The 25,107-nt window shown below is 62.7% G+C and carries 26 protein-coding genes; 12 read left to right on the forward strand and 14 right to left on the reverse strand.

Annotated elements, in window-relative coordinates; translation table 11 throughout:
• The first annotated feature begins 120 nt into the window (after nucleotides 1–120).
• From ACF8R4_RS15815 to ACF8R4_RS15860, 10 genes are all read left to right on the forward strand, one after another.
• Complete coding sequence (locus ACF8R4_RS15815; RefSeq protein WP_016713393.1) at nucleotides 121–1,140, forward strand: outer membrane protein assembly factor BamD; 1,020 nt, start codon at nucleotides 121–123, stop codon at nucleotides 1,138–1,140.
• A 94-nt stretch (nucleotides 1,141–1,234) separates the two neighbouring features.
• Nucleotides 1,235–1,465 carry a PP0621 family protein gene (locus ACF8R4_RS15820; protein ID WP_016713394.1) on the forward strand — a complete coding sequence of 77 codons (231 nt, stop codon included), beginning with the start codon at nucleotides 1,235–1,237 and terminating at the stop codon, nucleotides 1,463–1,465.
• Nucleotides 1,466–1,645: 180 nt separating this feature from the next.
• The gene (locus ACF8R4_RS15825; RefSeq protein ID WP_003247561.1) at nucleotides 1,646–2,410 is read left to right on the forward strand and encodes a FadR/GntR family transcriptional regulator; all 765 of its coding nucleotides are present in this window, start codon (nucleotides 1,646–1,648) and stop codon (nucleotides 2,408–2,410) included.
• A gap of 90 nt (nucleotides 2,411–2,500) precedes the next feature.
• Nucleotides 2,501–3,703, forward strand: a complete 1,203-nt coding sequence (locus tag ACF8R4_RS15830; RefSeq protein WP_392492868.1) for an ABC transporter substrate-binding protein — start codon at nucleotides 2,501–2,503, stop codon at nucleotides 3,701–3,703.
• Nucleotides 3,704–3,768: 65 nt separating this feature from the next.
• Nucleotides 3,769–4,629, forward strand: a complete 861-nt coding sequence (locus tag ACF8R4_RS15835; protein ID WP_016713397.1) for a branched-chain amino acid ABC transporter permease — start codon at nucleotides 3,769–3,771, stop codon at nucleotides 4,627–4,629.
• A gap of 1 nt (nucleotide 4,630) precedes the next feature.
• Nucleotides 4,631–5,650 (forward strand): branched-chain amino acid ABC transporter permease, encoded by a 1,020-nt coding sequence (locus tag ACF8R4_RS15840; protein ID WP_025754951.1) that lies wholly within the window; start codon nucleotides 4,631–4,633, stop codon nucleotides 5,648–5,650.
• Nucleotides 5,650–6,402, forward strand: coding sequence for an ABC transporter ATP-binding protein (locus ACF8R4_RS15845; RefSeq protein WP_060501394.1), 753 nt, complete (start codon nucleotides 5,650–5,652; stop codon nucleotides 6,400–6,402). Before ACF8R4_RS15840 ends, ACF8R4_RS15845 begins: the two co-directional genes overlap by 1 nt.
• Nucleotides 6,402–7,097, forward strand: coding sequence for an ABC transporter ATP-binding protein (locus tag ACF8R4_RS15850; RefSeq protein ID WP_016713401.1), 696 nt, complete (start codon nucleotides 6,402–6,404; stop codon nucleotides 7,095–7,097). The genes ACF8R4_RS15845 and ACF8R4_RS15850 overlap by 1 nt, the downstream gene beginning before the upstream one ends.
• Nucleotides 7,098–7,110: 13 nt before the next feature.
• A complete protein-coding gene (locus ACF8R4_RS15855; RefSeq protein ID WP_263298226.1) occupies nucleotides 7,111–8,388 on the forward strand; it encodes a Zn-dependent hydrolase in 1,278 nt (425 codons plus the stop codon).
• Between the two features lies 1 nt (nucleotide 8,389).
• On the forward strand, nucleotides 8,390–9,793 hold the full coding sequence (locus ACF8R4_RS15860) for an amidase (protein WP_156868211.1): 1,404 nt from the start codon (nucleotides 8,390–8,392) through the stop codon (nucleotides 9,791–9,793).
• Between the two features lie 32 nt (nucleotides 9,794–9,825).
• Here the strand turns inward: ACF8R4_RS15860 and thiO are convergent, their stop codons facing one another.
• The 5 genes from thiO to ACF8R4_RS15885 are packed head-to-tail and all read right to left on the reverse strand — an operon-like array spanning nucleotide 9,826 to nucleotide 12,650.
• Complete coding sequence (thiO, locus tag ACF8R4_RS15865; protein ID WP_060501387.1) at nucleotides 9,826–10,923, reverse strand: glycine oxidase ThiO; 1,098 nt, start codon at nucleotides 10,921–10,923, stop codon at nucleotides 9,826–9,828.
• 54 nt (nucleotides 10,924–10,977) lie between these two features.
• A complete protein-coding gene (locus tag ACF8R4_RS15870; RefSeq protein ID WP_060501385.1) occupies nucleotides 10,978–11,367 on the reverse strand; it encodes a type IV pilin protein in 390 nt (129 codons plus the stop codon).
• A 1-nt stretch (nucleotide 11,368) separates the two neighbouring features.
• Nucleotides 11,369–11,833 carry a hypothetical protein gene (locus ACF8R4_RS15875; protein WP_060501382.1) on the reverse strand — a complete coding sequence of 155 codons (465 nt, stop codon included), beginning with the start codon at nucleotides 11,831–11,833 and terminating at the stop codon, nucleotides 11,369–11,371.
• Nucleotides 11,830–12,471: a PilW family protein gene (locus tag ACF8R4_RS15880; RefSeq protein ID WP_392492870.1), complete on the reverse strand. Its 642-nt coding sequence runs from the start codon at nucleotides 12,469–12,471 to the stop codon at nucleotides 11,830–11,832. Before ACF8R4_RS15880 ends, ACF8R4_RS15875 begins: the two co-directional genes overlap by 4 nt.
• Nucleotides 12,468–12,650 carry a prepilin-type N-terminal cleavage/methylation domain-containing protein gene (locus ACF8R4_RS15885; RefSeq protein ID WP_060501379.1) on the reverse strand — a complete coding sequence of 61 codons (183 nt, stop codon included), beginning with the start codon at nucleotides 12,648–12,650 and terminating at the stop codon, nucleotides 12,468–12,470. Before ACF8R4_RS15885 ends, ACF8R4_RS15880 begins: the two co-directional genes overlap by 4 nt.
• A gap of 109 nt (nucleotides 12,651–12,759) precedes the next feature.
• Here ACF8R4_RS15885 and ACF8R4_RS15890 point away from each other — a divergent pair, with 109 nt between their 5' ends.
• Nucleotides 12,760–13,245: a GspH/FimT family pseudopilin gene (locus ACF8R4_RS15890; RefSeq protein WP_392492871.1), complete on the forward strand. Its 486-nt coding sequence runs from the start codon at nucleotides 12,760–12,762 to the stop codon at nucleotides 13,243–13,245.
• On the opposite strand, the gene ispH is transcribed toward ACF8R4_RS15890, so the two are convergent.
• From ispH to murJ, 6 genes are all read right to left on the reverse strand, one after another.
• Entirely contained in the window at nucleotides 13,246–14,193 is a 948-nt protein-coding gene (ispH, locus tag ACF8R4_RS15895) for a 4-hydroxy-3-methylbut-2-enyl diphosphate reductase (RefSeq protein ID WP_060501374.1), read from the reverse strand.
• Between the two features lie 14 nt (nucleotides 14,194–14,207).
• Nucleotides 14,208–14,645, reverse strand: coding sequence for an FKBP-type peptidyl-prolyl cis-trans isomerase (gene fkpB, locus ACF8R4_RS15900; RefSeq protein ID WP_003247607.1), 438 nt, complete (start codon nucleotides 14,643–14,645; stop codon nucleotides 14,208–14,210).
• Nucleotides 14,638–15,153, reverse strand: a complete 516-nt coding sequence (lspA, locus tag ACF8R4_RS15905; RefSeq protein WP_016713412.1) for a signal peptidase II — start codon at nucleotides 15,151–15,153, stop codon at nucleotides 14,638–14,640. Before lspA ends, fkpB begins: the two co-directional genes overlap by 8 nt.
• On the reverse strand, nucleotides 15,146–17,977 hold the full coding sequence (gene ileS / locus ACF8R4_RS15910) for an isoleucine--tRNA ligase (protein ID WP_156868209.1): 2,832 nt from the start codon (nucleotides 17,975–17,977) through the stop codon (nucleotides 15,146–15,148). The genes lspA and ileS overlap by 8 nt, the downstream gene beginning before the upstream one ends.
• The gene (ribF, locus tag ACF8R4_RS15915; protein WP_060501367.1) at nucleotides 17,974–18,924 is read right to left on the reverse strand and encodes a bifunctional riboflavin kinase/FAD synthetase; all 951 of its coding nucleotides are present in this window, start codon (nucleotides 18,922–18,924) and stop codon (nucleotides 17,974–17,976) included. The genes ileS and ribF overlap by 4 nt, the downstream gene beginning before the upstream one ends.
• 118 nt (nucleotides 18,925–19,042) lie before the next feature.
• A complete protein-coding gene (murJ, locus tag ACF8R4_RS15920; protein WP_060501365.1) occupies nucleotides 19,043–20,581 on the reverse strand; it encodes a murein biosynthesis integral membrane protein MurJ in 1,539 nt (512 codons plus the stop codon).
• A 250-nt stretch (nucleotides 20,582–20,831) separates the two neighbouring features.
• Between murJ and rpsT the strand changes: the two genes are divergently transcribed.
• Nucleotides 20,832–21,110 (forward strand): 30S ribosomal protein S20, encoded by a 279-nt coding sequence (gene rpsT / locus ACF8R4_RS15925; protein ID WP_003247625.1) that lies wholly within the window; start codon nucleotides 20,832–20,834, stop codon nucleotides 21,108–21,110.
• A 207-nt stretch (nucleotides 21,111–21,317) separates the two neighbouring features.
• Here rpsT and ACF8R4_RS15930 read toward each other — a convergent pair whose 3' ends face one another.
• Genes ACF8R4_RS15930 through ACF8R4_RS15940 form a run of 3 tightly spaced genes read right to left on the reverse strand, consistent with a single transcriptional unit; the run spans nucleotide 21,318 to nucleotide 24,880 of the window.
• The gene (locus tag ACF8R4_RS15930; RefSeq protein WP_025754944.1) at nucleotides 21,318–23,618 is read right to left on the reverse strand and encodes a PqiB family protein; all 2,301 of its coding nucleotides are present in this window, start codon (nucleotides 23,616–23,618) and stop codon (nucleotides 21,318–21,320) included.
• Complete coding sequence (locus tag ACF8R4_RS15935) at nucleotides 23,611–24,234, reverse strand: paraquat-inducible protein A (RefSeq protein WP_156868207.1); 624 nt, start codon at nucleotides 24,232–24,234, stop codon at nucleotides 23,611–23,613. Before ACF8R4_RS15935 ends, ACF8R4_RS15930 begins: the two co-directional genes overlap by 8 nt.
• Nucleotides 24,221–24,880: a paraquat-inducible protein A gene (locus ACF8R4_RS15940; protein WP_060501360.1), complete on the reverse strand. Its 660-nt coding sequence runs from the start codon at nucleotides 24,878–24,880 to the stop codon at nucleotides 24,221–24,223. The genes ACF8R4_RS15935 and ACF8R4_RS15940 overlap by 14 nt, the downstream gene beginning before the upstream one ends.
• Nucleotides 24,881–25,107: the final 227 nt, after the last annotated feature.

Below are 25,107 nucleotides of genomic sequence, written 5' to 3' on the forward strand. Positions count from 1 at the left end.
GGTTTCGGCTGCGAGCTTGTGGTTAAATACGGCTTCTTTTGTCCCGGGGTTGGCCGGGGCGCTCATCATAACAGGACGGCACCGCCCAAGACAGCGGCCGTCAAAGGGACGCAAGCCGCCATGCAAGTGAAACACCTGCTGCTGATCGCCATCCTCGGGCTTACCGCGGCCTGTTCCTCCAATAAAGAGGTCATTGACGAGAACCTCAGCGAAGCCGAGCTGTACCAGCAGGCGCAAGCTGACTTGGACAACTCCAGCTACACCAGCGCCGTGAACAAGCTCAAGGCTCTGGAATCGCGCTACCCGTTCGGCCGCTATGCCGACCAGGCGCAGCTCGAGCTGATCTACGCCAACTACAAGAACTCCGAGCCCGAGGCTGCCAAGTCGGCCGCAGAGCGCTTCATCCGCCTGCACCCGCAGCACCCGAACGTGGACTACGCCTACTACCTCAAGGGCCTGACTTCGTTCGACCAGGACCGTGGCCTGCTGGCGCGTTTCCTGCCGCTGGACATGACCAAGCGTGACCCGGGTGCCGCCCGCGACTCGTATAACGAGTTCGCCCAGCTGACCAGCCGCTTCCCCAACAGCCGCTACGCGCCAGACGCCAAGCAGCGCATGATCTACCTGCGCAACCTGCTGGCCTCGTATGAAATCCACGTGGCCGATTACTACCTGAGCCGCCAGGCTTATGTGGCCGCCGCCAACCGTGGCCGCTACGTGGTCGAAAACTTCCAGGAAACCCCCTCGGTCGGTGACGGCCTGGCGGTGATGGTCGAGTCGTACCAGAAGATGCACCTGGACGAGCTGGCCGCCAGCAGCCTGGAAACCCTCAAGCTCAACTACCCGGACCACCCGAGCCTGGTCGATGGCGAGTTCCAGCCCAAGCAGACCGAGTCTGACGGCCGCGGCTGGCTGTCCAAGGCCACCCTGGGCCTGATCGAAACCGACACCCCGCTGCCGCCGGGCGAAACCCGCGCCAACCAGGACGTGGTCAAGCAGTTCCAGGACGCGCGCGACGAGATGCCGCAAGAGCTGCTGCCGAAGGACGAGAACGGCGACCCGATCGTGCCGGAAGGCCCGAAAGAAGCCGAGAAAGACCGCTCCTGGTTCAGCTACATGACTTTTGGTCTGTTTGACTGACACACAGCGGTAAATGAAAGGGAGGCCTTGGGCCTCCCTTTTTTATTGGCCGCGTCCTAGACTGTCGGCTTCTTCAACCGACAAGCTGGACACCATGGTTCGCCTACTTTTCTGGATCGCCCTGATCGCCGCCGCGTTCTGGCTGTGGCGCAAGTTCAAAGTCAGCCAGCAATCGCACCCCGAGGCGAAGCTGGATGCGCCGCTGAAGATGGTGCGCTGTGCCCATTGTGGCGTGCATTTGCCCAACGACCGGGCGCTGCAGCAGGGCAATGAGTGGTATTGCAGCCAGGCACACCTGCAACAAGGCCCTGGCCGCCAAGGCTGAGCCAGTATCACCTGAATCCCTTCGCGGGCATGCCCGCGAAGAGGCCTGTGAACCCAGCATCACTTATCCCTCCCCGACCCTTTCGCACCAATTACGACCCCTTCCCCGCCATCAGCATTGACCCACCCTGGCAAAACTCGCTAAATCCTATTTATCCGCATAAATATGAAAAATAGCGAAATGCTCAAACCCAAACGCAAGCGCCAGAAGCTGTCCGATGTGATCGTCGAATCGGTCAAGCGCTCGATCGTCACCGAAGCGCTGCACCCCGGTGACCGCCTGCCCACCGAGCGTGAGCTGATGGAGCATTTCGAGTGCTCCAAGGGCACCGCCCGCGAAGCGCTCAAGGCACTGGAAGTCGAAGGCCTGGTCAGTACCCGTACCGGCCCGACAGGCGGCGCCTACCTCAATGAAGTAGGTACCGAGCCGGCCAGCCGCGCGCTGCGCAATTACCTGCACTTCCAGCACCTGGACGGCGAGCAGGTTTACCAGCTGCGCAAAGTCATCGAGGTCGAGCTGGCGGTGTCGGTGATGGGCAAGCTGAGCGAAGCCGACTACGCCGCGCTGCAGGCCAACATCGACTTCTGCAGCGCACCGGAAGACAGCGAGGAAGGCCAGCGCGAGCAACGCCTGGCAGAGCTGGAATTCCACACGCTGCTGGCCGACCGTTGCCCGAACCCGTTGCTGCGGTTCATGGCGGTGTTCCTCAACGACCTGCTGCGCGACCTGGTGGTGCTGAAAAAGGCCTACCTGCCCAAGCGCCAGCAGTTCGCCGCCGCCAACATCGACTACCACAAGCAACTGCTGACCGCCCTGCGCGCCAGCGACGAACCCGCTGTACGCCGGCTGATGCATGAGCACATGTGCGACGCCGAGCACCACATGACCGCGCTGGAAGGCGAGGTTGCCCGCAACTTCCTGCTGGAGTTCGACCACCACCACTGATGCGCCTGGAAAGAGGCCTGCACACAGGCCCGGCCGTACCCGCTTTGTCATTGCCACTCCTGCCTAATAACCACAACCAAGGAGTTACTCATGCAAAGACGTACCCTGCTCAAGGCAGGCCTTGCCCTGGGTGCCTTAGGTAGCCTCCCCTTGGGAGCGCACCGGGCATTCGCCGACCAACCGCTGACCTTGTATGGGCTCAAGTCCATGTCGGGCGCCTTCGCCAGTTACGGCAAGTACGCCGACATGGGGTCGCGCCTGGCCATCGCCGAGTACCCGCAGCTGCTCGGCCACCCGCTCAAGTACAAGGTCATCGACACCGAAGGCAACGCCGGCAAGGCGGTGCGCAAGGTACAGGAAGCCATCGGCCAGGATGGCGCACGCTTCTTCCAGGGCTGCACACTGTCGTCTTCGGCACTGGCGGTGTCGAAGGAAATCCACAAGGCCGGCGGCGTGTTCATGACGCCTGTGGGCGCCGACGAAATCACCGGTAAAGACTGCAACGCCTCGACCTTTCGCTGGTCGGTGCCCACCTACGGCGCCATCCGCGAAACCCTGGTGCCCATGAGCCGCCAGCTGCCCGAGGCCAAACGCTGGTACACCATCACCCCGCAATACGTGTTCGGCGACGCCCTGCTGGACAACGCCCGCAAGGTGTTTGCCGAGCTTGGCGTGGAACACATCGGCAACAGCTACCACTCGCTGCAGGAGCAGGAGTTCTCCGGCTACCTGACCAACGCCATCGCCGCCAAACCCGATGTGCTGGTGCTGCTCAACTTCGGCAGCCAGGCCTCCAATGCCCTGCGCCAAGCCGTCAACTTCGGCATCAAGGACCGCATGAAAGTACTGATGGTGTGGTCTGCCGGCCTCGACCAGTTCCAGGAGCTGGGCAGCGACGTGCTCGAAGGCGTGTACCTGGGTGCCCAGTACTGGCACCAGGTCGATACCCCGCTGAACAAGCAACTGGTTGCCGCCACCCGCAAGGCCTATGGCATCAACCCCAACTACCCGCTGGCTGCCGACTATATCGGCACCAAGGTCATGCTTGAGGCCATCATCAAAGCTGGCAGCCTGGAGGGTGCCGCCGTGTCTGCGGCATTGCAGGGCATGCGCTTCCAGGGCCCGACCGGCGAAGAACTGATCCGCCCTGGCGACCATCAGGTACTCAAGGATTACTACCTGCTGCGCGGCAAGCCTCAGGGGCAGATGCGCGACGAAGACGACCTGGCCGAAGTCATCAGCTCGGGCCGTTCGTTCGTCGAGGTCGACCACACCGGTTGCGCTCTGGCCTGAAGCCACGGCGTTAGTCACACACACTCGTACAGGCAGCCGCACCGCGCGCTGTCGAGGGCACGCTCATGCTCGATTTGTACCTGTTCCAACTGCTCAACGGCCTGGGCCTGGGGATGATCTACTTCCTCATCGCCGTGGGCCTGACGATCATTTTCGGCCTGCTCAACTTCGTCAACTTCGCCCACGGCGCGTTCTTCTTGCTGGGCGCCTACCTGTGCTACACCGCCGTGGCCATCACCGGCAACTTCTGGCTGGCACTGCTGATTGCACCGCTCGTGGTGGCCGCCCTGGCCTGGGCGGTCGAGCGCCTGTTGATCAAGCGCATCTACCACCTGCCGCACACCTTCCAGATCCTCGTCACCCTCGGCATCGCGCTGATCATCCAGGAAGCCTCGGTGCTGATCTGGGGCCCGGTGGGCAAGAACATTGCGGTACCGCCCGAGCTGCGCGGGGTGCTGATCCTCGGTGACTTCATCTACCCCTACTACCGCCTGTTCCTGATCGGTTTCGCCGCGCTGATCGGCCTTGGCCTGTGGCTGCTGCTGGAGCGCACCCGCTTCGGCGCACTGGTGCGGGCAGGTAGCGAAAGCACCGAAACCGTGTCGCTGCTGGGCACAAATATTTTCCGCCTGTTTTCCCTGACCTTCGCCCTGGGCGTGGGCCTGGCCGGCGTGGCGGGTGTGCTGTTCGCCCCGCTACGGGGTGCGCAACCCTTCGTCGGTCCGGAAATTCTCGGCATTGCCTTCGTGGTGGTGGTGATCGGCGGCATGGGCTCGTTCGGCGGTGCGCTGGTTGGCGGCCTGCTGGTAGGTGTGGTGCAAAGCATGATGACCAGCCTCTGGCCGCAAGGTGCAAGCCTGATGATCTACGGCGCCATGGCCGCCGTGATTCTGGTCCGTCCCTATGGCCTGTTCGGGAGAGCCTGAGATGAGCGAGAAAAATCCATTGCCAGTCGCTAAGGGCCGCGCCCCGGCGCTACTGTTGCTGGTGGTTGCCAGTCTGGTGGCGCTGCCACTGCTGCTGCCGTCGGCCACCCTGGCCACCGAGATACTGATCTTTGCCCTGGCCGCGCTGGCCTGCAACCTGCTGCTGGGCTACACCGGCCTGTTGTCGTTCGGCCAGGGCATCTTCTTTGGCGTGGGCGCCTATGGCGCGGCGCTGCTGATGATCCACCTGCAGTGGGGCATGTTCGCCGCGCTGCTGGGGGCTGCCGTGTTTGGCGCCTTCCTGGCATTGCTGGTGGGCGCACTGGCGATTCGCCGCACCGGCATCTACTTCGTCATGCTGACCCTGGCCTTCAGCCAGATGGCCTACTTCCTGGCCTACACCCTCAGCGGCTGGACCGGCGGTGACAACGGCCTGCTCGATGTGCCCCGGCCGAACATCGAAATCGCCGGCCATGTGCTGGTCGACCTGGCCGACCCGCGGCACTTCTATGTGTTTGTGGCGGTGCTGTTCCTGCTGATCTTCGCCGCAGCCCTGCGGGTCATCCGCTCGCCGTTCGGCAGCACCCTGCTGGCCATCCGCGAGAACGAAACCCGCGCCGCCGCCATCGGCTACGACACCCGCCACTTCAAGATCCTGGTGTTCATGCTGTCGGGCGCCATCACCGGTATCGCCGGAGCGCTGTACGCCATGCTGCTGCACTTTGCACCGCTGTCGAACATCGACCTGATGATGAGCGAGAACATCCTGATCATGACCATCGTCGGCGGCACCGGCTCGCTGTTCGGCTCGCTGCTGGGGGCCGGCGCCATCGTGCTGCTGGGCGACGTGCTGTCGGAGCTGTGGCCACGCTGGCTGATGCTGCTGGGGGTCATCCTGATCCTCGTCGTGGTGTTCATGCGTGGCGGCCTGTGGGGTGGCCTGGCCGAACTGGGCAAACGCCTGCTGGCCACCCGCAACGCCAACGACAAACCCCAGGCCAAGACCAAGGAGACCCTGTGATGAGCGACTACCTCCTGGAAACCCGCCAGCTGGAGCTGGCCTACGGGCCGTTCAAGGCGGTTGCGGGCGTTGACCTGAAAGTGCGCGCCGGCACCATCCACACCATCATCGGCCCCAACGGCGCCGGCAAGACCAGCCTGTTCCACTGCCTGACCGGCGAGCGCCAGGCCACCGCTGGCAAGATCCTGTTCAACGGCCAGGACATCATCCGCAAGCCATCCCACGGGCGGGTGGCACTGGGTATGGCCCGTTCGTTCCAGCTCACCAGCCTGTTCCAGAACCTGTCCGTGCGCGAAAACCTGCGCCTGGCCGCCCAAGGCCGTGATGGCCTGGGCGCGCTCAACTTCTGGCGCAGTGTCGAGCACAAGCGCAGCCACTGGAACACCGCCGACCAGGTGCTGGAGCGCCTGAAACTGAGCGCCCGCGCCGAAACCCTGGCCGGTGAGCTGTCGCACGGCCAGCAACGGGTACTGGAAGTGGGCATGTCGATCTGCGCCAGGCCCACCCTGCTGATGCTCGACGAGCCCACCTCGGGCATGGGTATCGACGATATCCCGGTAATGACCGACCTGATCAGCGACCTTGGCCGCGACCATACCGTGCTGCTGATCGAGCACAACATGAGCATCGTCATGTCGATCAGCCAGCGCATCACGGTGATGAGCCACGGTCAGATTCTGGTCGAGGGTACCCCTGAACAGGTGCGCAACGACGAGCGCGTTCGCACCGCTTACCTTGGAGAGGCCGCCTGATGCTCAACGTCGATTCGATCCACGCCTACTACGACAAGAGCCATGTGCTCGAAGGGGTTTCGCTCAAGGTCGAGGCCGGTGAACTGGTAACCCTGCTTGGGCGCAACGGTGCGGGCAAGACCACCACCTTGCGCAGCATCCTCGGCATCGTCCGCCCACGGCAGGGGCAGATCAGCTTCAACGGCCAGCCACTGGTGGGCCGCGAAATTTTCGATATCGCCCGGCTCGGCATTGCCCTGGTGCCCGAACACCGCGGCATATTCCGCCAGCTCAGCGTCGAGGAGAACCTGAAAATTGCCGTGCGCAAAACCAGCCGCTGGCAGCTGGAAGACGTTTACAGCATGTTCCCACGGCTCAAGGAGCGGCGCCGCAATGGTGGTTTCGCGCTGTCCGGTGGCGAGCAGCAGATGCTGGCCATCGCCCGCGCCCTGCTCAACGGCCCCAAGCTGCTGATCCTCGATGAACCCACCGAAGGCCTGGCCCCGGTGATTGTCGACGAGCTGGTGAAGATCCTGCGGCGCATCAAGGACGAGGGCCTATCAATCCTGCTGGTGGAACAGAACCTGATGGTCTGCGATGCCCTTGCCGACCGCCATTACGTGCTGGAGCAGGGCCGGGTCGCCTACCAGGGCAGCGCGGCGCAGTTCCGTGAGGACCCGAGCATCAAAAACCGTTACCTGGCCCTGAGCGCCTGAAAGGAGAACGCCTATGAACACCCGCATCGATCCCTCACAGCACGTGCTCGGCCAAGGTTCGCAGGTCAACCGCGAGCGCCTGTGGCAATCGCTGATGGACCTGGCCCTGCTCGGCGCCACCGCCAAGGGTGGCGTATGCCGCCTGGCGCTGACCGACCTCGACCGCCAGGCCCGCGACCTGTTCGTGCGCTGGTGCGAAGAAGCCGGCTGCACCGTCAGCATCGACGCCATCGGCAACATCTTCGCCCGCCGCCCCGGCCGCAACCCTGCCCTGCCCCCCGTGATGACCGGTAGCCACATCGACACCCAACCCACCGGTGGCAAGTTCGATGGCTGCTATGGCGTCATGGCTGGCCTCGAAGTGATCCGCACCCTGAACGATCTCGACCTGACCACCGAAGCGCCCTTGGAAGTGGTGGTGTGGACCAACGAAGAAGGCTCACGCTTCCCGCCCTGCATGATGGGCTCGGGTGTGTTCGCCGGTAAGTTCGGCCTGCAGGAAACCCTCGAAAAGGTCGACGACCAGGGCCTGTCGGTCGGCGCCGAGCTGCAGCGCATTGGTTACGCCGGCCCGCGTGTGCCCACCGGGCATGCCGTCGGTGCCTACTTCGAAGCACATATAGAGCAGGGCCCGGTGCTGGAGGATCAGCGCACTACCATCGGTGTTGTCCAAGGCTGCCTGGGCCAGAAATGGTTCGATCTGGTGCTGACCGGTGTCGAGGCCCATGCCGGCCCCACCCCGATGCACCTGCGCAAGGACGCCCTGGTTGGTGCGGCCGAGGTGGTGGCTGCGGTCAACCGCGTGGCCCACGCCCACCAGCCACATGCCTGCGGCACAGTCGGCTGCCTGACCCTGCACCCGGGCTCGCGCAACGTCATCCCCGGCCAGGTACACATGACCATCGACTTGCGCCACCTCGACCCCGGGCAGCTCGCTGCCATGGTGAACGAAGTACGCACGGCCATCGAAAGCAGCACGGCCAGGCACGGGCTGAGCTATCAGCTGACCCCGACCGCCGACTTCCCGCCCCTGTACTTCGCCGAGCAGTGCGTGGACGCCGTGCGCCAGGGCGCACGCACGCTGGGCCTGAGCCATATGGATATCGTCAGTGGCGCCGGCCACGATGCCATCTTCCTCGCCGAGCTGGGCCCGGCCGGGATGATCTTCGTGCCATGCGAGGGTGGCATCAGCCACAACGAAATCGAAAATGCCGCGCCGCAAGACCTGGCCGACGGCTGTGACGTCCTGCTGCGTGCCATGTTCCAGGCCGCCAACCCGGGAGCCCGTTGAGATGACCCAGAAAACCGCGTTGGGTGAGTTCACCGCCGTCGAATTGCTCGAACTGTACCAGCGTCGTCAGCTGTCGCCGGTCGAGGTGGTCGACGACGTGCTGACGCGCATCGACCTGCACAATCCGGCAGTCAACGCCTTCTGCCATGTCGACGGTGAAGGTGCTCGCGCCGCCGCCCGCGCCAGCGAGCAGCGCTGGCAACGGGGCGAGCCCTGTGGCCGGCTGGATGGCGTACCCGCCTCGATCAAAGACCTGACCCTGACCCGTGGCATGCCCACCCGCAAAGGGTCCCGCACCACCTCCGGCGCTGGGCCGTGGGACGTCGATGCCCCCTTCACCGCGTTCATGCGTGAAGCCGGCGCAGTGCTGGTGGGCAAGACCACCACGCCGGAGTTCGGCTGGAAGGGGGTGACGGACAACCCGCTGTACGGCATCACCCGCAACCCCTGGGATACCAGGCTGACTGCCGGAGGCTCGTCCGGGGGGGCTGCGGCCGCCGCTGCACTAAACCTGGGGGTGCTGCACCAGGGTAGCGATGCCGGCGGCTCGATTCGTATCCCGTGTGCTTTTACCGGCACCTTCGGCATCAAACCGACCTTCGGCTATGTGCCGCAATGGCCGGCCAGCGCCATGACCGTGCTGTCGCACCTGGGGCCGATGACGCGTACCGTAGACGACGCGGTACTGATGCTCGACTGCGTCGCCCGCCCCGATGCCCGCGACGGGCTGGCCGGCGCACCACGGCAGGCGCCGTGGATGGGCCAGCAACAAGACCTGAGCGGCCTGCGCATCGCCTACAGTGCCAACTTCGGTTACGTGCAGGTCGACCCGCAAATCCAGGCACTGGTAGCGCAAGCAGTGCAGCGCCTGGCACGGCTGGGCGCGCAGGTGGAAGAGGTGGACCCGGGGTTCAGCGACCCGCTGGAAACCTTCAATACCCTGTGGTTTGCCGGCGCGGCGCGGTTGGCCAGTGCCTTGAGCGATGAACAGCGAGCATTGCTTGACCCCGGGCTACGCTGGATTGCCGAGCAAGGCGCCAGGATCGGCCTTGGCGAATACACCCAGGCGCTGGAAGCACGGGCGGCGCTGATTGCGCAGATGAATGCCTTCCACCAGCGCTATGACGTGCTGGTATCGCCGATGCTGCCGCTGGTGGCATTCGAAGCCGGGCACAACGTGCCGCCTGGGTCGGGGATGGCGCAGTGGATGGAGTGGACGCCGTTCAGCTATCCCTTCAATCTGACCCAGCAGCCGGCGGCTTCGGTGCCTTGTGGGTTTACCCACGAAGGATTACCGGTGGGGCTGCAGGTGGTAGCCGGGCGCTTTGCCGATGAGCAGGTGCTGCGGGTGTGCAAGGTGTATGAGCAGCATTACCCCAACAGGCACCTGCAGGCACCGCGTTGACTTCTTGGGGCTGCTTTGCAGCCCCGGCGATTTCAGCCCAAACGCCCTTCTGGCGCATACGGCGCCGGGTCGATGATAGGCTCGGCCCCGGTCAACAGGTCGGTGAACAACTGGCACGAAGCCGGCGCCAGCACGAGCCCGTTGCGGTAATGGCCGCAGTTCAGCCACAACCCCGCATACCCCGGCACCGGCCCGATATAAGGAATACCTTCCGGCGACCCCGGCCGCAGTCCCGCCCAGTGCCCAACCACGGTGGCCCCCTCAAGCTCAGGCAACAACTCCACCGCCGACGCCTTCAGGCTTTCCAGCGCATCCCCGGTCGGGGTTTTGTCATACCCGGCATGTTCCAGCGTACTGCCGACCAGAATGTGCCCATCGCGACGCGGGATTGCATAGCGCCCCTTGGCCAGCACCATGCTCGGCAAGAAGTCTTCGGCACACTTGAACAAAATCATCTGACCCTTCACCGGCTCCACCGGCAGCTCAAGGCCAAGGGTACGCAAGAGGTCGCCACTCCAGGCGCCCGCACTGAGCACCACCTCATCCGCCGCCAGCACGCCATCAGCCGTCTGCACACCGGCGACACGCCCGTCTTGCTGAACGAAGCCGGTGATCTGACAGTGTTCGCGCAGGGTTACGTTCGGCAGCGCCAGCAACGCCGCCTTCAGCGACTTGACCAGGCGCGGGTTGCGCACATTGGCCACGCCAGCCATGTAAATGGCGCGCTTGAAGCCCGGGCCCAGCACCGGCACCGCATCATACGCCGCCGAGATATCCACGGCACTCAGCGGCCGCTGTTCGCGCTCGGCCCAGGCCAGCGCTTCGGCCTCGTCGTCCAGGTCCAGCCAGTACAGGCCGGTGGTGTGCACTTCGGGGTCGACACCGGTGCTGGCGAACAAACGCTCGCCCAGCTGTGGATAAAAATCCTGCGACCAGTGCGCCAGGGCGGTCACCGCCGGGCTGTAGCGCCACGGGTACAGCGGCGAAACAATGCCACCACCGGCCCATGACGACTCACGGCCGACCTCGCCCTGGTCACACACCACCACCTGCCCGACCTTCGCCGCCAGGTTGAACGCCGTCAGCAGGCCGATCACCCCGCCACCGACCACCACTACTTGCTTGCTCATCTGTCGATCCAACACCTGAAGTAAAACCGCGATGCACGGGGCATCATTCAACCTTCAGCTTCCCCAGCAGTGGGCGCCGTGTTCAACAGCACCCGGATTGCGCTGCACGCCGGCCTGGTCAAGCTGGAAGTCGCCACAGCCGTCCTGCGCCATCAGCCCATGCGGCAGCCGCCGGGCGCGCAGCGTGAAGGTGTCGCTGTCGCGCTGGGCCTGCAGGCTGTAATAGCGGGTGCCGTCGGGCAAGGCCGGGTCGCCTTCGGCGTATTGGCCGGTGCGCACGCGGTGGCGCTCCAGGCGCATGGCGGCATCGTGCAGCAGGCCAACCACTTCGCTGCGCGCGGCTCGCCGAAGCTGGTCGCTGTAACTGGGGTAGGCAATGGCTGCCAGAATGCCGGTCACGGCCAGCACAATCAACAACTCGATCAGGCTCAAGCCTTGCTGCATGTCAGTCTCCTCTCAGTCTTTGGCGCCAGGTGATGCGCTGGATTGTGTCGCCGGCCACGGCGTAGACGGCTTCCAGAACCTGCCGGGCTTGTGCTTGCCGGCTGACGGCGGTTACCCGGTACAAAGCAACTTGCGGCCCTTCCGGCATGTGCGCAGCGCGCTCGCTCATGCCTAGATGCTGGATCTGGAAGTAGCCGCTTTTGCTGCCCTGCCACTGCCCAGTCAAATCGTGCGGGTGGGGCGGGGGCAGGCACATCTGGCATTGGCCTGGAGGTGCCCGCAGCAGTTCATCTGCACCGGCCTGCAATGTGGCCTCTGCCTCTTCGAACGCCAGCAGGCCATCGCGCAGGTAGCCGGCCATGCGCGTCTCCACCAAGGCATCACGCAAGGCAGAGGCTGTGAGCAAGCCGAGCAGCAGGCTCAGTACCAACGCCAACAGCAGCACGACACCGCGTTGTCGCTTCATGAACTCGGCACCGGGTTACGCAGCGCCACACTCAACTCATGGCGCTGTTCGAGCTTGAGCGCGGGCTCGTATAACGTCAGCGCGATATCTACCCTTTCGCCCTGCAGCGTTTGCACGAGTTTGAAACTCGCCTCTTTGACATTCTCAACCAACGGCTGAAAGCTCTTTCTTCGCTTGAATTTCAGCTGATTGCCTTGGAGCTGGTAGACGTACCTGCTGATTGGGAACGCCAGTGGATAGCCCTCTTCTGGGTTCTCATCCACGCTGACTTTCTCGATGCAGTCAGTGTGCAAAAACCATTCAGACTTACCTGCATGTCCGGGAAGCTCCGCCACAACCAGGCTGAGAGTCGTGGAATCGACTTCCAACGGGCGGGCGAAAGCCTGCTGCGAGCCCGGGGCCTTGAAGTCTCGTGGCTGAATCCGCAGGCAGCCGAACATGCCTGCCATGCGGATATCCTGTGCCATACGCAACAACGCCTGACGTGCTTCATCCTGCATACGCACCGCCGTACTTTGCAGGCGCCAGGTCTGGTGTGCCGAGGCAAAGAGCTGGCTGGCCGCCGCCAGCAGCATTAGCCCAATGGCCAGCGCCATCACCACCTCAAGCAGACCGAACCCACTCTGACGGTGGCTCATCGCCGCCTCCGCTCAAGCTCACTGTGCGCCGCCATAGCCGCCTGCCCATCACGGCGCGCGCCGTCCGCAGCCTGCAATGCCTGCAACTGCATCGCTGCTGTTGCGAACATGCCCACGGCCACAACCACCACTGCCAACAGCACCTCCAGAAGCGTCATGCCCCGTTGCCTTGCGTGCATCCCTGCGCCTCCTGCGACTTTTCCCGCGATAGCCTTGAACCTGGCCGACTAGACCGCTTGGGCAGCGGACGTGAAGCTATAGCCAAGCACTTCCAGGGAGGAATGCACGGTGAAGCAACGTGGCGTAACACTGATTCAAATGTTGTCGGCCTTAGCTGTGGCCGTCTTGCTGACACAGCTCGGTATACCGGCCTACGCAACGATGAGCGATGACCTACACCGGGCGGCAGCGGCCCGCGATTTGGCGCAAGCACTGCGCAGTGCGCGCAGCCATGCCATGCTGCAAACCCAACCGGTGCTGGTGCAGGCGTTGGACGGTAATTGGGGGAATGGTTGGCGGGTAGTGCTGGAGCATAACCAGCAAGTACTGCGTGAACATCGGCTTTCTCGACTAATGAAAATCACAGCGAATACTGGCGGAGAAGTGAAGTTCAGTGCTTTGGGTGTTCCGATGCAGCCAAACAACGCCCAGATGAGCGGCAGGCTTGTAGTCTGCGATAAACCCACCAGTCCCTATCGTGTGTTTATGGCAAGCACCGGCAGAATAGACCTGCGCACAGACAATCCCAATGATCCTCTGTGCGCAGGTTCCTGATCAGATCAGCGAACGAACCCGCAGCTCTTTAGGCATCGAGAACGTGATGTTCTCTTCCCGCCCATCCAGCTCTTCAGCGCCAGTGGCGCCCCAGGCCTTGAGCTGCTCGATCACGCCACGCACCAGCACTTCTGGGGCAGAAGCACCGGCGGTGATGCCGATTCGAGCGACCTGGTCGAACCAACCTTGTTGCAGGTCTTCGGCACCGTCGATCAGGTAAGCCGGGGTGCCCATACGCTCGGCCAGCTCGCGCAGGCGGTTGGAGTTGGAGCTGTTCGGGCTGCCCACCACCAGCACCACATCGCATTCACCGGCCAGCTGCTTCACGGCATCCTGGCGGTTCTGGGTGGCGTAGCAGATGTCGTCCTTGCGCGGGCCACCGATGTTCGGGAAGCGTGCACGCAGGGCGTCGATGACGCGGCTGGTGTCGTCCATCGACAACGTGGTCTGGGTCACGAAGGCCAGGTGATCCGGGTCGCGCACCTGCAACCTGGCCACATCCTCTTCGTCTTCGACGAGGTAGATGGAACCGCCGTTGCTGGCGTCGTACTGGCCCATGGTGCCTTCGACTTCCGGGTGCCCTTCGTGGCCGATGAGAATGCACTCACGGCCGTCGCGGCTGTACTTGGCCACCTCGATATGCACCTTGGTCACCAGCGGGCAGGTGGCATCGAACACTTTCAGGCCACGGCCAGCCGCTTCCTGGCGCACAGCCTGGGAAACACCATGGGCACTGAAGATGACGATGACATCGTCCGGCACCTGGTCCAGCTCTTCGACGAAGATGGCACCGCGGTTGCGCAGGTCTTCCACCACGAACTTGTTGTGCACCACTTCGTGTCGCACATAGATCGGCGGGCCGAAAACCTCCAGCGCGCGGTTGACGATCTCGATCGCCCGGTCGACCCCCGCGCAGAAGCCGCGAGGGTTGGCGAGTTTGATTTGCATGCTCGGCTCCAGGCTTACAGGGCCTTCACCTCGAGGATCTCCACCTCGAAGGTCAGGGTCTTGCCAGCCAGTGGGTGATTGAAGTCGATGGTCACCTGGTCGTCATCGAACGCTTTGACCACACCCGGCAGCTCGGTGTTGGCGGCGTCGTTGAAGATGATCAGCAGCCCCTCGGACAGCTCCATGCCTTCGAAGTTGGACCGCGGCATGACTTGCACGTTTTGCGGGTTGGGCTGGCCGAAGGCGTTCTCCGGGGCCACCACCACAGTACGCTTGTCACCGGCCTTGAAGCCGAACAGCGCGTTTTCGAAACCTGGCAGCAGGTTGCCGTCGCCCACCTTGAAGGTGGCCGGGGCCTTGTCGAACGTGCTGTCGACGGTGTCGCCGTTTTCCAGGTGCAGCGCGAAGTGCAGGGTGACTTCGGTGTTCTGGCCGATACGGGTGTCAGTCATGGACCGGATCCTCGGACTTCTTGCTCTTGAACATATCCAGCGCCAGCATCACCGCACCAACGGTAATGGCACTGTCGGCCAGGTTGAAGGCCGGGAAGTAATGGCGGTTCTGCCAGTGCACCAGGATGAAGTCGACCACATGGCCCAGCACGACGCGGTCGTACAGGTTACCGATCGCGCCCCCCAGCACCAGCGACAGCGCCACAGCCAGCCAGGTCTCGTTACGCCCCAGGCGCTTGAGCCACACCACCAGCACGGCACTGACCACCACGGCGATCAGGGCGAACAGCCAGCGCTGCCAGCCCGAGCTTTCCGCCAGGAAGCTGAAGGCAGCACCGGTGTTGTAGGCCAGGGTCCAGCTGAAGTAGTCCGGGATGACGACAATCTGCTGGTACATGGTCAAGGCGTTGTTGAAATACAGCTTGGTGGCCTGGTCGAGGACCAGGACCAGCAAGCTCAGCCAAAGCCATGCAAGGCGCCCGAAGCGCCCCGCTGCAGGGTTAGGCATAGTGACGCACCTCGCCCGAACCGCTCAGGTTGTCGACGCAACGGCTGCAGATTTCCGGGTGCTCCGGGTGGCTGCCGACGTCGGCTCGGAAGTGCCAGCAACGGCCGCACTTGGCGTGACCCGACTTGACCACTTTCAGCTTGAGGCCTTCGACTTCGGTGGCCACAGCATCCGCTGGCGCCTGCACGAACGACACCACGCTGGCGGCCGACGTGATCAGCACGAAGCGCAATTCGTCGCCCAGCTTGCCCAGGTCGGCGCTCAGGCCTTCGTCGGCGTACAGGGTGACTTCGGCCTGCAGGTTGCCGCCGATGACCTTGGCGGTACGCTGGTTTTCCAGCTCCTTGTTGACCGAGGCCTTCACCGCCATCACGCGGTCCCAGTAGGCGCGGTCCAGCTCGGTGCCTTCGGGCAGCTCGCTCAGGCCCTGGTACCAGCCGTTGAGCATCACCGACTCGTTACGCTCGCCCGGCAGGTACTGCCAGATTTCATCGGCGGTGAAGGCCAGGATCGGCGCGATCCAGCGCACCAGCGCTTCGCTGATGTGGTACAGCGCAGTCTGGCAGGAACGGCGGGCGACACTGTTGGCGCCGGTGGTGTACTGGCGGTCCTTGATGATGTCGAGGTAGAAGCCGCCCAGCTCCTGCACGCAGAAGTTGTGCACCTTGGAGTAGACGTTCCAGAAACGGTACTCGCTGTAGTGCTCTTCCAGCTCGCGTTGCAGCAACAGGGTGCGGTCCACGGCCCAGCGGTCCAGTGCCAGCATGTCTTCCGGGGCCAGCAGGTCGCGGGCCGGGTCGAAGCCGGACAGGTTGGACAGCAGGAAGCGTGCGGTATTGCGGATACGCCGGTAGGCGTCGGCGCTGCGCTGCAGGATCTGCTCGGAAACCGCCATTTCACCGGAGTAGTCGGTAGCGGAAACCCACAGGCGCAGGATGTCGGCACCCAGGGTGTTGTTGACCTTCTCCGGCTCGATGGTGTTGCCCAGCGACTTGGACATCTTGCGGCCGTTCTCGTCCACGGTGAAGCCGTGGGTCAGCAGCTCGCGGTAAGGCGCATGGTTGTCGATGGCGCAACCGGTCAGCAAGGAAGAGTGGAACCAGCCGCGGTGCTGGTCGGAACCTTCCAGGTACAGGTCGGCGCGCGGGCCGGTAGCATGGCCGATGTCGTGCGAGCCACGCAGTACGTGCCAGTGGGTGGTGCCCGAGTCGAACCACACGTCGAGGGTGTCGGCGATCTTGTCGTACTGGTCGGCTTCAGCGCCCAGCAGCTCAGCAGCGTCCAGCTTGAACCAGGCTTCGATGCCTTCCAGTTCGACGCGCTTGGCCACGGCTTCCATCAGCTCGACGGTGCGCGGGTGCAGCTCGCCGGTTTGCTTGTGCAGGAAGAACGGGATCGGTACGCCCCAGTTGCGCTGACGGGAGATGCACCAGTCCGGGCGGTTGGCGATCATCGAATGCAGACGCGCCTGACCCCAGGCCGGTACGAACTTGGTCTCTTCGATGGCCTTCAGGGCGCGCTCACGCAGCGGCTCGCCAGTAGACGGCTGCTTGTCCATGCCCACGAACCACTGCGCGGTGGCGCGGTAGATCAGCGGGGTTTTATGACGCCAGCAGTGCATGTAGCTGTGGCTGATGGTTTCGGTGTGCATCAGCGCACCGACTTCGCTCAGTTTCTCGACGATGGCCGGATTGGCCTTCCAGATGAACTGGCCGCCGAAGAACTCCAGCGACTCGACATACACACCGTTGCTCTGCACCGGGGTGAGGATGTCGTCATTGACCATGCCGTAGCGCTTGCAGGTGACGAAGTCGTCTTCACCGTAGGCTGGCGAGGAGTGCACCACGCCGGTACCGGCGCCCAGCTCGACGTAGTCAGCTAGGTAGATCGGCGACAGGCGGTCGTAGAACGGGTGGCGGAAGTTGATCAGTTCCAGCGCCGAACCTTGCGCGGTAGCGATGACCGAGCCTTCTAGGTTGTAGCGCTTGAGGCACGACTCGACCAGCTCTTCAGCCAGCACCAGCAGGCGCTCACCGGTATCGACCAAGGCGTATTTGAACTCCGGGTGGATGTTCAGCGCCTGGTTGGCCGGGATGGTCCACGGGGTGGTAGTCCAGATCACGATGGCGGCTGGCTTGGCCAGCGCATCCAGGCCGAAAGCGGCGGCCAGCTTGGCCTCGTCGGCAACCGGGAAGGCCACGTCGATGGTCTGGGATTTCTTGTCGGCGTACTCGACCTCGGCCTCGGCCAGCGCCGAACCGCAATCGAAGCACCAGTTCACTGGCTTGAGGCCCTTGAACACGAAGCCTTGCTTGACCATTTCGGCCAGGGCGCGGATTTCGCCGGCTTCGTTGGCGAAGTTCATGGTCTTGTACGGGTTGTCCCAGTCACCCAGCACACCCAGGCGAATGAACTCGGTCTTCTGCCCTTCGATCTGCTCGGCAGCATACTCGCGGCACAGCTCGCGGGTGCGGTCGGCAGACAGGTGCTTGCCGTGGGTTACCTCAACCTTGTGCTCGATCGGCAGGCCATGGCAGTCCCAGCCTGGCACGTACGGCGCATCGAAGCCGGCCAGGGTCTTGGAACGGACGATCATGTCCTTGAGGATCTTGTTCAGCGCATGACCGATGTGAATCTTGCCGTTGGCATAGGGCGGGCCGTCGTGTAGGACGAACTTGGGACGATCCTTGCCAATTTCGCGCAGCTTCTGGTACAGGCCAATGCTGTCCCAGCGCTGCAGGATCTGCGGTTCGCGCTGAGGCAGGCCGGCCTTCATGGGGAAGGCGGTGTCCGGAAGGTTAAGCGTGGCTTTGTAGTCGGTCATTTCAGGCTCTTCGTTAGCGGTTGAGCGTGCCAATGTGCACGTGCGGCGGCGATATCCGCATCGATCGCCGACTTCAGCGCCTCCAGGGAGGCGAATCGCTGCTCTTCACGCAGCTTGTGGTGGAACTCCACCGTCAGGCGCCGGCCGTAAAGGTCGCCGGCATAATCCAGCAGATGAATCTCCAGGTGCGGGCGCCCATCACCGGCAACGGTGGGGCGCACGCCGATATTGCCGACACCCGGCCAGGCCTTGCCGTCGATCTCGATGCTGGCCAGGTAGACCCCGGACAGCGGCACGCGGCGGCGCTTTAACTGGATGTTGGCGGTAGGTGTGCCGAGCTGGCGAGCCAGCTTCTGGCCATGCAGCACGCGGCCGGTGATGCTGTACGGGCGGCCCAGCAGGTGCTCGGCCAGCTCGAAGTTACCTTCGCTGAGGGCCTTGCGCACTTCGGTGCTGCTGACCCGCAGGCCGTCCTGGATCACCGTATTAGCGGCCTCGACGGTGAAGCCGTACTGCTTGCCGGCCTCGACCAGAAAGGCGAAGTCACCGGCGCGGTCACAGCCAAAGCGGAAGTCATCACCCACTTCAAGGTGACGCACACCCAGGCCGTCAACCAGGATGGCCTTGACGAAGGCATCGGCGCTGAGCTTGCTCAGTCGCTGGTTGAACGCCAGGCACAGCACCCGGTCGATACCTTCGGCGGCCAGTAGCTCGACCTTGTCGCGCAGGCGTGCCAGGCGCGCCGGTGCGGTATCGGGGGCGAAATACTCGCGCGGTTGCGGTTCGAAGATCACCACACAGGTCGGCAGGCCCAACGCCTGGCCGCGCTCGCGCAGGCGCGCCAGGATTGCCTGGTGGCCGCGGTGAACCCCGTCGAAGTTGCCAATGGTGGCGACACAGCCCCGGTGCTCGGGGCGCAGGTTGTGAAGACCTCGAACCAGCTGCATAACGCGCTTCTTGCTCATAAAGTGGCCGATTATAACCACACCCGGGCGCTGGTGACAGGCAGCAGCGCCCAAGGGCGGCGTGGAATGTGAAAAACCGACGCCTGACCCGTCCGAAGCCTCAGTGCAGGGCCTTGCGGGCGAAATGCCGGGGCCGGAAGCCGCACAGGTACAGGCAGCCGAAATACGTCATGACACCGGCCAGGATCAACGCCCCCAGCCGCAGGAAACGCTCCAGCATGATGCCCTGCTCCCAGGCCGGCATATAGTGCATGCCTGCCAGCAGTACAGCCGACATCAGCGTCACTGCCAAAACCAGCTTGAGCAGGAACACTGCCCAGCCTGGCTGCGGCTGGAACAACTGCTGACTGCGCAGCTTCCAGAACAGCAAGCCGGCATTCAGGCAGGCACCCAGGCTGATCGCCAATGCCAGGCCGGCATGCGCAAGCGGGCCGACCAGCGCAAGGTTGAACAACTGGGTACAGACCAGGGTGAAAATCGCGATCTTCACTGGCGTGCGGATATTCTGCTGCGCATAGAAGCCGGGTGCCAGTACCTTGACCAGAATGATCGCCAGCAAGCCTACGGAATACGCCATCAGCGCCCGCTGCGTCATGGCTGCATCAAACGCACTGAACTTGCCATATTGAAAGAGCGCAACAGTCAGTGGCTCGGCAAGAATGGCCAATGCCAGGGTGCAGGGCAGCACCAGCAGGAAGCATAGGCGAAGGCCCCAGTCGAGAATCCTCGAGTACTCCTCGCGGTCCTTGTTGGCGTAGGTCTTGGCCAGGGTCGGCAGCAAGATGGTGCCCAAGGCCACGCCCAACACGCCCGAGGGCAGCTCCATGAGGCGGTCGGCGTAGTACATCCACGACACCGAGCCGGCCACCAGGAAGGAGGCGAATATGGTGTTGATGATCAGCGAAATCTGGCTTACCGAAACCCCGAGAATCGCCGGCAGCATCTGCTTCAGCACCCGCCATACCCCCGCGTCCTTGAGGTTCAGGCGCGGCAGCACGAGCATGCCGATCTTTTTCAGCGCCGGCAGCTGGTACAGCAGCTGCGCCAGGCCACCGGCCAGCACACCCCAGGCCAAAGCCATGATCGGTGGGTCGAAGTACGGCGTCAGCAGCACGGCGAAGGCGATCATCGCCACGTTCAGCAAGGTCGGCGTGAAGGCGGGTACCGAAAAACGGTTCCAAGTATTGAGGATCGCCCCGGCCAGGGAAGACAGCGAGATCAGCAATATATAAGGAAAAGTCACCCGCAACAGCGCAGTGGTCAGCTCGTATTTTTCCGCGCTGTCGACAAAGCCCGGGGCTGTGGCCCACACCACCCACGGTGCCGCGAGGATGCCGATGGCAGTCACCAAGGCCAGGACCAAGGTCAAAAGACCGCTGACATAAGCGATAAAGGTGCGCGTCGCTTCCTCGCCTTGCTGGGTCTTGTATTCGGCCAGGATCGGCACGAAGGCCTGGGAGAAGGCCCCTTCGGCGAAGATGCGCCGCAGCAGGTTGGGCAGCTTGAACGCGATGAAGAAGGCATCGGTGGCGACACCTGCACCAAAGATGCGTGCCAGGATGGTGTCGCGAACAAAGCCCAGCACCCGCGAAATCATGGTGATCGAGCTTACTGCAGCCAGGGATTTGAGCAGGTTCATCGAAAAGATTCACGCCAATGACAGAGGACGCTGCCAGACAGCGTCCGAATGTGCGATACTCCCGCGCCTTCGCAGGGGAGCCAAAAATTCCCGAGTGTACAGGTCGCGCAGCAGAAAGGAATCTTTCCCGCTTGTTGGCGCACCGCTCGGCGGAACCTTGCAGGTGGCCTTGACATCCGGTCGACTGATCGGCATGATTCGCGGCCTATTTTGTTTGCTATTTACCTAAAGTCTTTCGAGGAGCTCGACGGTGGCCAACACACCTTCCGCCAAGAAACGTGCAAAACAGGCTGAGAAGCGTCGCAGCCACAACGCCAGCCTGCGTTCCATGGTCCGCACCTACATCAAGAATGTAGTTAAAGCCATCGACGCAAAAGACGCCGAAAAAGCGCAAGCCGCTTACGTTCTGGCTGTACCTGTAATCGACCGTATGGCCGACAAAGGTATCATCCACAAGAACAAGGCTGCTCGTCACAAAGGCCGTCTGAATGGCCACATCAAGGCGCTGAAAGAAGCTGCAGCTGCCTAAGCGACGTGCTAGTCGAAAAGCCGACCCTAGGGTCGGCTTTTTGTTGCCTGCAATTTATTGGAATCATTCGACTCGAACATTGATAGTCAATTGACACAATAATACTCATCAATTGACGCTTGTAGGAACGGATTCACCCGCGAACACCGGCAGAGCCGATGTCATGCATCGCAAGATTCCTCGCAGGTAAACCCGCTCCAACAATTCTTACTTGGCGATCTGAATCTTCGGCGCCCACTGCAGCCATTCATCCTCGGCCTTGTCGAACAAGGCGAAGGTCTGCTGTGGCCGAGCCGGGTTACCCATTTGCTCGCCATCTGGCGTAGCGAACGCGATACCACCGTCGATCAGGGTTTCCACCGACTCGGTACGCACCGTAGCCCCCTTGAACAGCCCCCAGTCGAAACCGAAGCCACTGCTGTTCCAGAAGCGGCTACCACTGCGCACCAAAGCCGCATAGCGTGGTTCGATAAGGATATGGATCAGCACGCGGTCGGCATTCTGGCCCAGCTCGAAGCCTGTTACCTTCCCCACCGCCACCTCACGGTAGGTCACCGGCACACCGGGCTTGATCGAGCCTCGGCGTGGCGCACTGAGCGTCAATGGCAAACCGACTTCTGGCCCCGCCACCTGCGGCGCATCAGCCAGGGCGATGAAATCGCGCTGCGGGCCACGGTCCTTGGCCGCCGGCTGCACTTCCAGGTACTGCCCGCCCACAAGGGTGTCGAGGTTTTCGGTGCGTACCAGGCCCAAAGCAGGCTTGACCACCCAGAACTGCGTCCCGACACGGGCGATACGGTCGGCCGACTCGGTAATGCGAGCGCGCAGAAGCACCGCCTGCAGGTCATCGGTAAGGTCGACGCTTTCGATACTGCCCACATCCAGGCCACGGAAGCGGATCGCAGTGCCCGGCTTCAGTCCATCTGCCCGGTCAACGCGGATGGTAATCAAGGTACCCGCGCGGTTTACCGCCTCTTGGCTATCATGCAGGCGGAAACGCGGAATATGGCGCTTGAGCGCTACATCGGGCCGCGGCGTGTCGAAGGCGATACCACCGGCCATCAGCGTTTGCAGCGACTCACTCTTGATCTTGATGCCCGACAGGCCGCCCGTCAGGGTGATACCACTGACGTTCCAGAAGCGCGACGAACCGTTGACCAGCTTCTCGTACTCTTTCTCGATATGCACGCCGATCAGAATGCGGTTGCTGTTACGGGCAAACTGGTAGCTCTGCACGCTGCCCACCTTCACCTGGCGGTACATCACCGGACTGCCGATTTCCAGTGAACCCAGGGTGTCGGCGAACAACACCATGTGCAGGCCCGGCGCCTTGAGGTCGAGCGGCGGCGCCTTGGCGCGGGCCTCGAACTCACGCTCGGGCCGTGCGCCCTTCTCGCCCGGGCGAATGGCGATGTAGTTACCTTTGACCAATGCCTCTAGGCCGGTGATACCCGCCAGGGAAATCGACGGTTTGACCACCCAGAACTGCGTGCCTTCGACCAGGTAGTCCTCGGTCAGCGGGTCCAGCGTCAGCTCCGCTGATGCACTGGCCAGGTTGTCTTCCATCTTCAGGGCTTTCAGCGAGCCCACCTGGATGCCCTTGTACATGACTGGCGTGCGACCTGCCTGCAGGCCTTCATAGTCACTCAGCTTCACTTTGACGCGGATGCCGGCCTGGGCTGCATCGAAGTCTTCATACAGACGGAACGGCAGGCTCGGATCGGTGGGCGGGCTGTCCTTGCGGTATTCCGGCGTGGCAAAAGCGATACCACCGGCCACAATGCTCGACAGCGACTCGCTGCGCACCTTAACACCCGAAAGCGAAGCATCGATGCTGACGCCGCTGGCGTTCCAGAAGCGCGTGTGCTTGCGCACCAGGCTGGCGTAGGCTGGCTCGATGAAGACTTTGACCTCTACAGTGCTCTGGTCCTCGGACAAGCGGTAGCTTTTTACGCGACCAACCTGGATCTGCTTGTAGAACACAGGGCTGTCACGGTTGAGCGAGCCCAGCCTGTCAGCCTTGAGCGTCAAATGCAGGCCCGGCTCCGTGTCCGAGAGCGGTGGTGCCACCTTCAATGCGGTGAAGCGCTTTGTGCGCTCCCCCTCCCCCGGGCTAACGGCGATGTAGTTACCCGATACCAACGTTTCAAGACCGGAAATACCCGCCAGGCTGACACTCGGCTTCACCAGCCAGAAGCGCGTGCCTTTGGTCAGGTGAGGCTCGGCGGCCTTGTTCATCTCGATGGTAGCGATCACACCCTGGTTGTCGCCCTTGGCGTCGAGCACCAGGCTCACCACCTTGCCAACCGGCATGCCCTTGTAGATCACCTCAGTCTTATTGGCGACGATGCCCTCGCCTGACTCGAAACGGACTTCAATTTGCACACCGGCATCACGGTAGGCTTGCCATGCGAGCCAGCCACCGATCATCAAGGCGATCAAAGGCAGGATCCAGATGGCCGACCAGTTCGAGGCTGGGCGGGTTTTAGCCGTTGGCAGGTCACTCATGGTCGTCATCCGACTCCGTGTTATCCCAAATCAGTCGGGGATCGAAAGTTAAAGCGGCAAGCATTGTCAGGATCACCACAGTTGCGAAGGCGACAGCGCCCAGGTTGGCTTCGACACTGGCTATTCGACCGAAATTCACCACCGCCACCAAAATGGCAATGACGAAGATATCCAGCATGGACCAGCGCCCAATGAATTCGATAAAGCGGTACATCAAAATCCGTTGTCGGGCAGACAGCGGTTGCCGGCGCTGAACGGAGTACAGCAGCAAGCCGATTCCCACCAGCTTGAACGTGGGCACCAGGATACTGGCAATGAACACCACAGCCGCGATGGGCACCATGCCGTGCTTGAGCAGCGTGATGACGCCGGACATGATCGTGTCGGGGCTGCCCTGACCGAGCGTACTCACGGTCATGATCGGCAGCATGTTGGCCGGGATGTACAGGATTGATGCAGCAATCAGTAATGCCCAGGTACGCACGATGCTGTTCGGCCGGCGCGCATGCACGATGGCCCCGCAACGCGTACAGGTCTGTGAAATGCTGTCGGGCTCTTGCCGGTTCAGCTCGTGACATTCATTGCAGACAAGAATGCCCGCATCAATCGCCCGCATGCAGGTCCTCCCCCGATAGTGCACTCCAGATCTGGTGAGGTGACATCACCACTTCGAGCCACACCTGAATCAATAGCAGGCTGATGAAGCAGAACAGCCCCAGGCCCACCGTCAATTCGGCCAGGTCCACCAACTTGACGATGGCCACAAGCACACCCATGAAATAAACCTCGAGCATGCCCCAATCACGCAGGTGGTGATAGATGCGGTAGAACAGCAGGCCGAAGTTACGCCCCATATTCAAGCGAATGCTCAGCAGCACTGCCAACTGGCAAAGCAGTTTTGCCAGGGGGATGGCCATGCTGCACAAGAAAACCACCACGGCTACGCCGCGCATTCCTGAGTTGTACAGGCCCAGCACACCACTCCAGACGGTGTCGTCCGAAGTCTGGCCAAGCAGATGCAGCTGCATGATTGGCAGGAAATTGGCTGGCACGAAAAGCAACAGGGCGGTCAGTACCAACGCCAGACTGCGGTTGACCACATTGTGCCGATGAGCGTAGAGCTCGTAGCCACAGCGCGGGCATTGGGCTTTTTCGTCGTGCTGGAGCACGGGCTTGCGCAGCAGCAGGTCGCACTCGTGGCAAGCGACAAGCTCGTCCAGCGGCAACTGGGCCAGGGTTTCAGGTTCGACAGGGTTTGGCATATAGCGCTTCTGAATAGGTGCGTGGGGCTATTCTAGTGTTCTGGCTCGAATTGTGGGAGGGAGACCTGTGGCAGCGGCTTTAGCCGCGAAGCAAGCGACGCGGAGGATGGCACCGGCTTTGCCGGTGTTCGGGGCTAAAGCCGGTCCTACAGGGATCTGGGCAAGGCCAAGACTTGCGTGAGAGCTTGGCTTTTTCGGGCCATAAAGACAAAACCCCTACCTGCATG

Source organism: Pseudomonas sp. FYR_2, assembly GCF_043106425.1.
Classification (GTDB): domain Bacteria; phylum Pseudomonadota; class Gammaproteobacteria; order Pseudomonadales; family Pseudomonadaceae; genus Aquipseudomonas; species Aquipseudomonas monteilii.

Coding starts and splice junctions, on each gene's coding strand:
- ACF8R4_RS15815 (WP_016713393.1), top strand. CDS start 121: ATGCAAGTGAAACACCTGCTGCTGATCGCCATCCTCGGGCTTACCGCG.
- ACF8R4_RS15820 (WP_016713394.1), top strand. CDS start 1,235: ATGGTTCGCCTACTTTTCTGGATCGCCCTGATCGCCGCCGCGTTCTGG.
- ACF8R4_RS15825 (WP_003247561.1), top strand. CDS start 1,646: ATGCTCAAACCCAAACGCAAGCGCCAGAAGCTGTCCGATGTGATCGTC.
- ACF8R4_RS15830 (WP_392492868.1), top strand. CDS start 2,501: ATGCAAAGACGTACCCTGCTCAAGGCAGGCCTTGCCCTGGGTGCCTTA.
- ACF8R4_RS15835 (WP_016713397.1), top strand. CDS start 3,769: ATGCTCGATTTGTACCTGTTCCAACTGCTCAACGGCCTGGGCCTGGGG.
- ACF8R4_RS15840 (WP_025754951.1), top strand. CDS start 4,631: ATGAGCGAGAAAAATCCATTGCCAGTCGCTAAGGGCCGCGCCCCGGCG.
- ACF8R4_RS15845 (WP_060501394.1), top strand. CDS start 5,650: ATGAGCGACTACCTCCTGGAAACCCGCCAGCTGGAGCTGGCCTACGGG.
- ACF8R4_RS15850 (WP_016713401.1), top strand. CDS start 6,402: ATGCTCAACGTCGATTCGATCCACGCCTACTACGACAAGAGCCATGTG.
- ACF8R4_RS15855 (WP_263298226.1), top strand. CDS start 7,111: ATGAACACCCGCATCGATCCCTCACAGCACGTGCTCGGCCAAGGTTCG.
- ACF8R4_RS15860 (WP_156868211.1), top strand. CDS start 8,390: ATGACCCAGAAAACCGCGTTGGGTGAGTTCACCGCCGTCGAATTGCTC.
- thiO (WP_060501387.1), bottom strand. CDS start 10,923: ATGAGCAAGCAAGTAGTGGTGGTCGGTGGCGGGGTGATCGGCCTGCTG.
- ACF8R4_RS15870 (WP_060501385.1), bottom strand. CDS start 11,367: ATGCAGCAAGGCTTGAGCCTGATCGAGTTGTTGATTGTGCTGGCCGTG.
- ACF8R4_RS15875 (WP_060501382.1), bottom strand. CDS start 11,833: ATGAAGCGACAACGCGGTGTCGTGCTGCTGTTGGCGTTGGTACTGAGC.
- ACF8R4_RS15880 (WP_392492870.1), bottom strand. CDS start 12,471: ATGAGCCACCGTCAGAGTGGGTTCGGTCTGCTTGAGGTGGTGATGGCG.
- ACF8R4_RS15885 (WP_060501379.1), bottom strand. CDS start 12,650: ATGCACGCAAGGCAACGGGGCATGACGCTTCTGGAGGTGCTGTTGGCA.
- ispH (WP_060501374.1), bottom strand. CDS start 14,193: ATGCAAATCAAACTCGCCAACCCTCGCGGCTTCTGCGCGGGGGTCGAC.
- fkpB (WP_003247607.1), bottom strand. CDS start 14,645: ATGACTGACACCCGTATCGGCCAGAACACCGAAGTCACCCTGCACTTC.
- lspA (WP_016713412.1), bottom strand. CDS start 15,153: ATGCCTAACCCTGCAGCGGGGCGCTTCGGGCGCCTTGCATGGCTTTGG.
- ileS (WP_156868209.1), bottom strand. CDS start 17,977: ATGACCGACTACAAAGCCACGCTTAACCTTCCGGACACCGCCTTCCCC.
- ribF (WP_060501367.1), bottom strand. CDS start 18,924: ATGCAGCTGGTTCGAGGTCTTCACAACCTGCGCCCCGAGCACCGGGGC.
- murJ (WP_060501365.1), bottom strand. CDS start 20,581: ATGAACCTGCTCAAATCCCTGGCTGCAGTAAGCTCGATCACCATGATT.
- ACF8R4_RS15930 (WP_025754944.1), bottom strand. CDS start 23,618: ATGAGTGACCTGCCAACGGCTAAAACCCGCCCAGCCTCGAACTGGTCG.
- ACF8R4_RS15935 (WP_156868207.1), bottom strand. CDS start 24,234: ATGCGGGCGATTGATGCGGGCATTCTTGTCTGCAATGAATGTCACGAG.
- ACF8R4_RS15940 (WP_060501360.1), bottom strand. CDS start 24,880: ATGCCAAACCCTGTCGAACCTGAAACCCTGGCCCAGTTGCCGCTGGAC.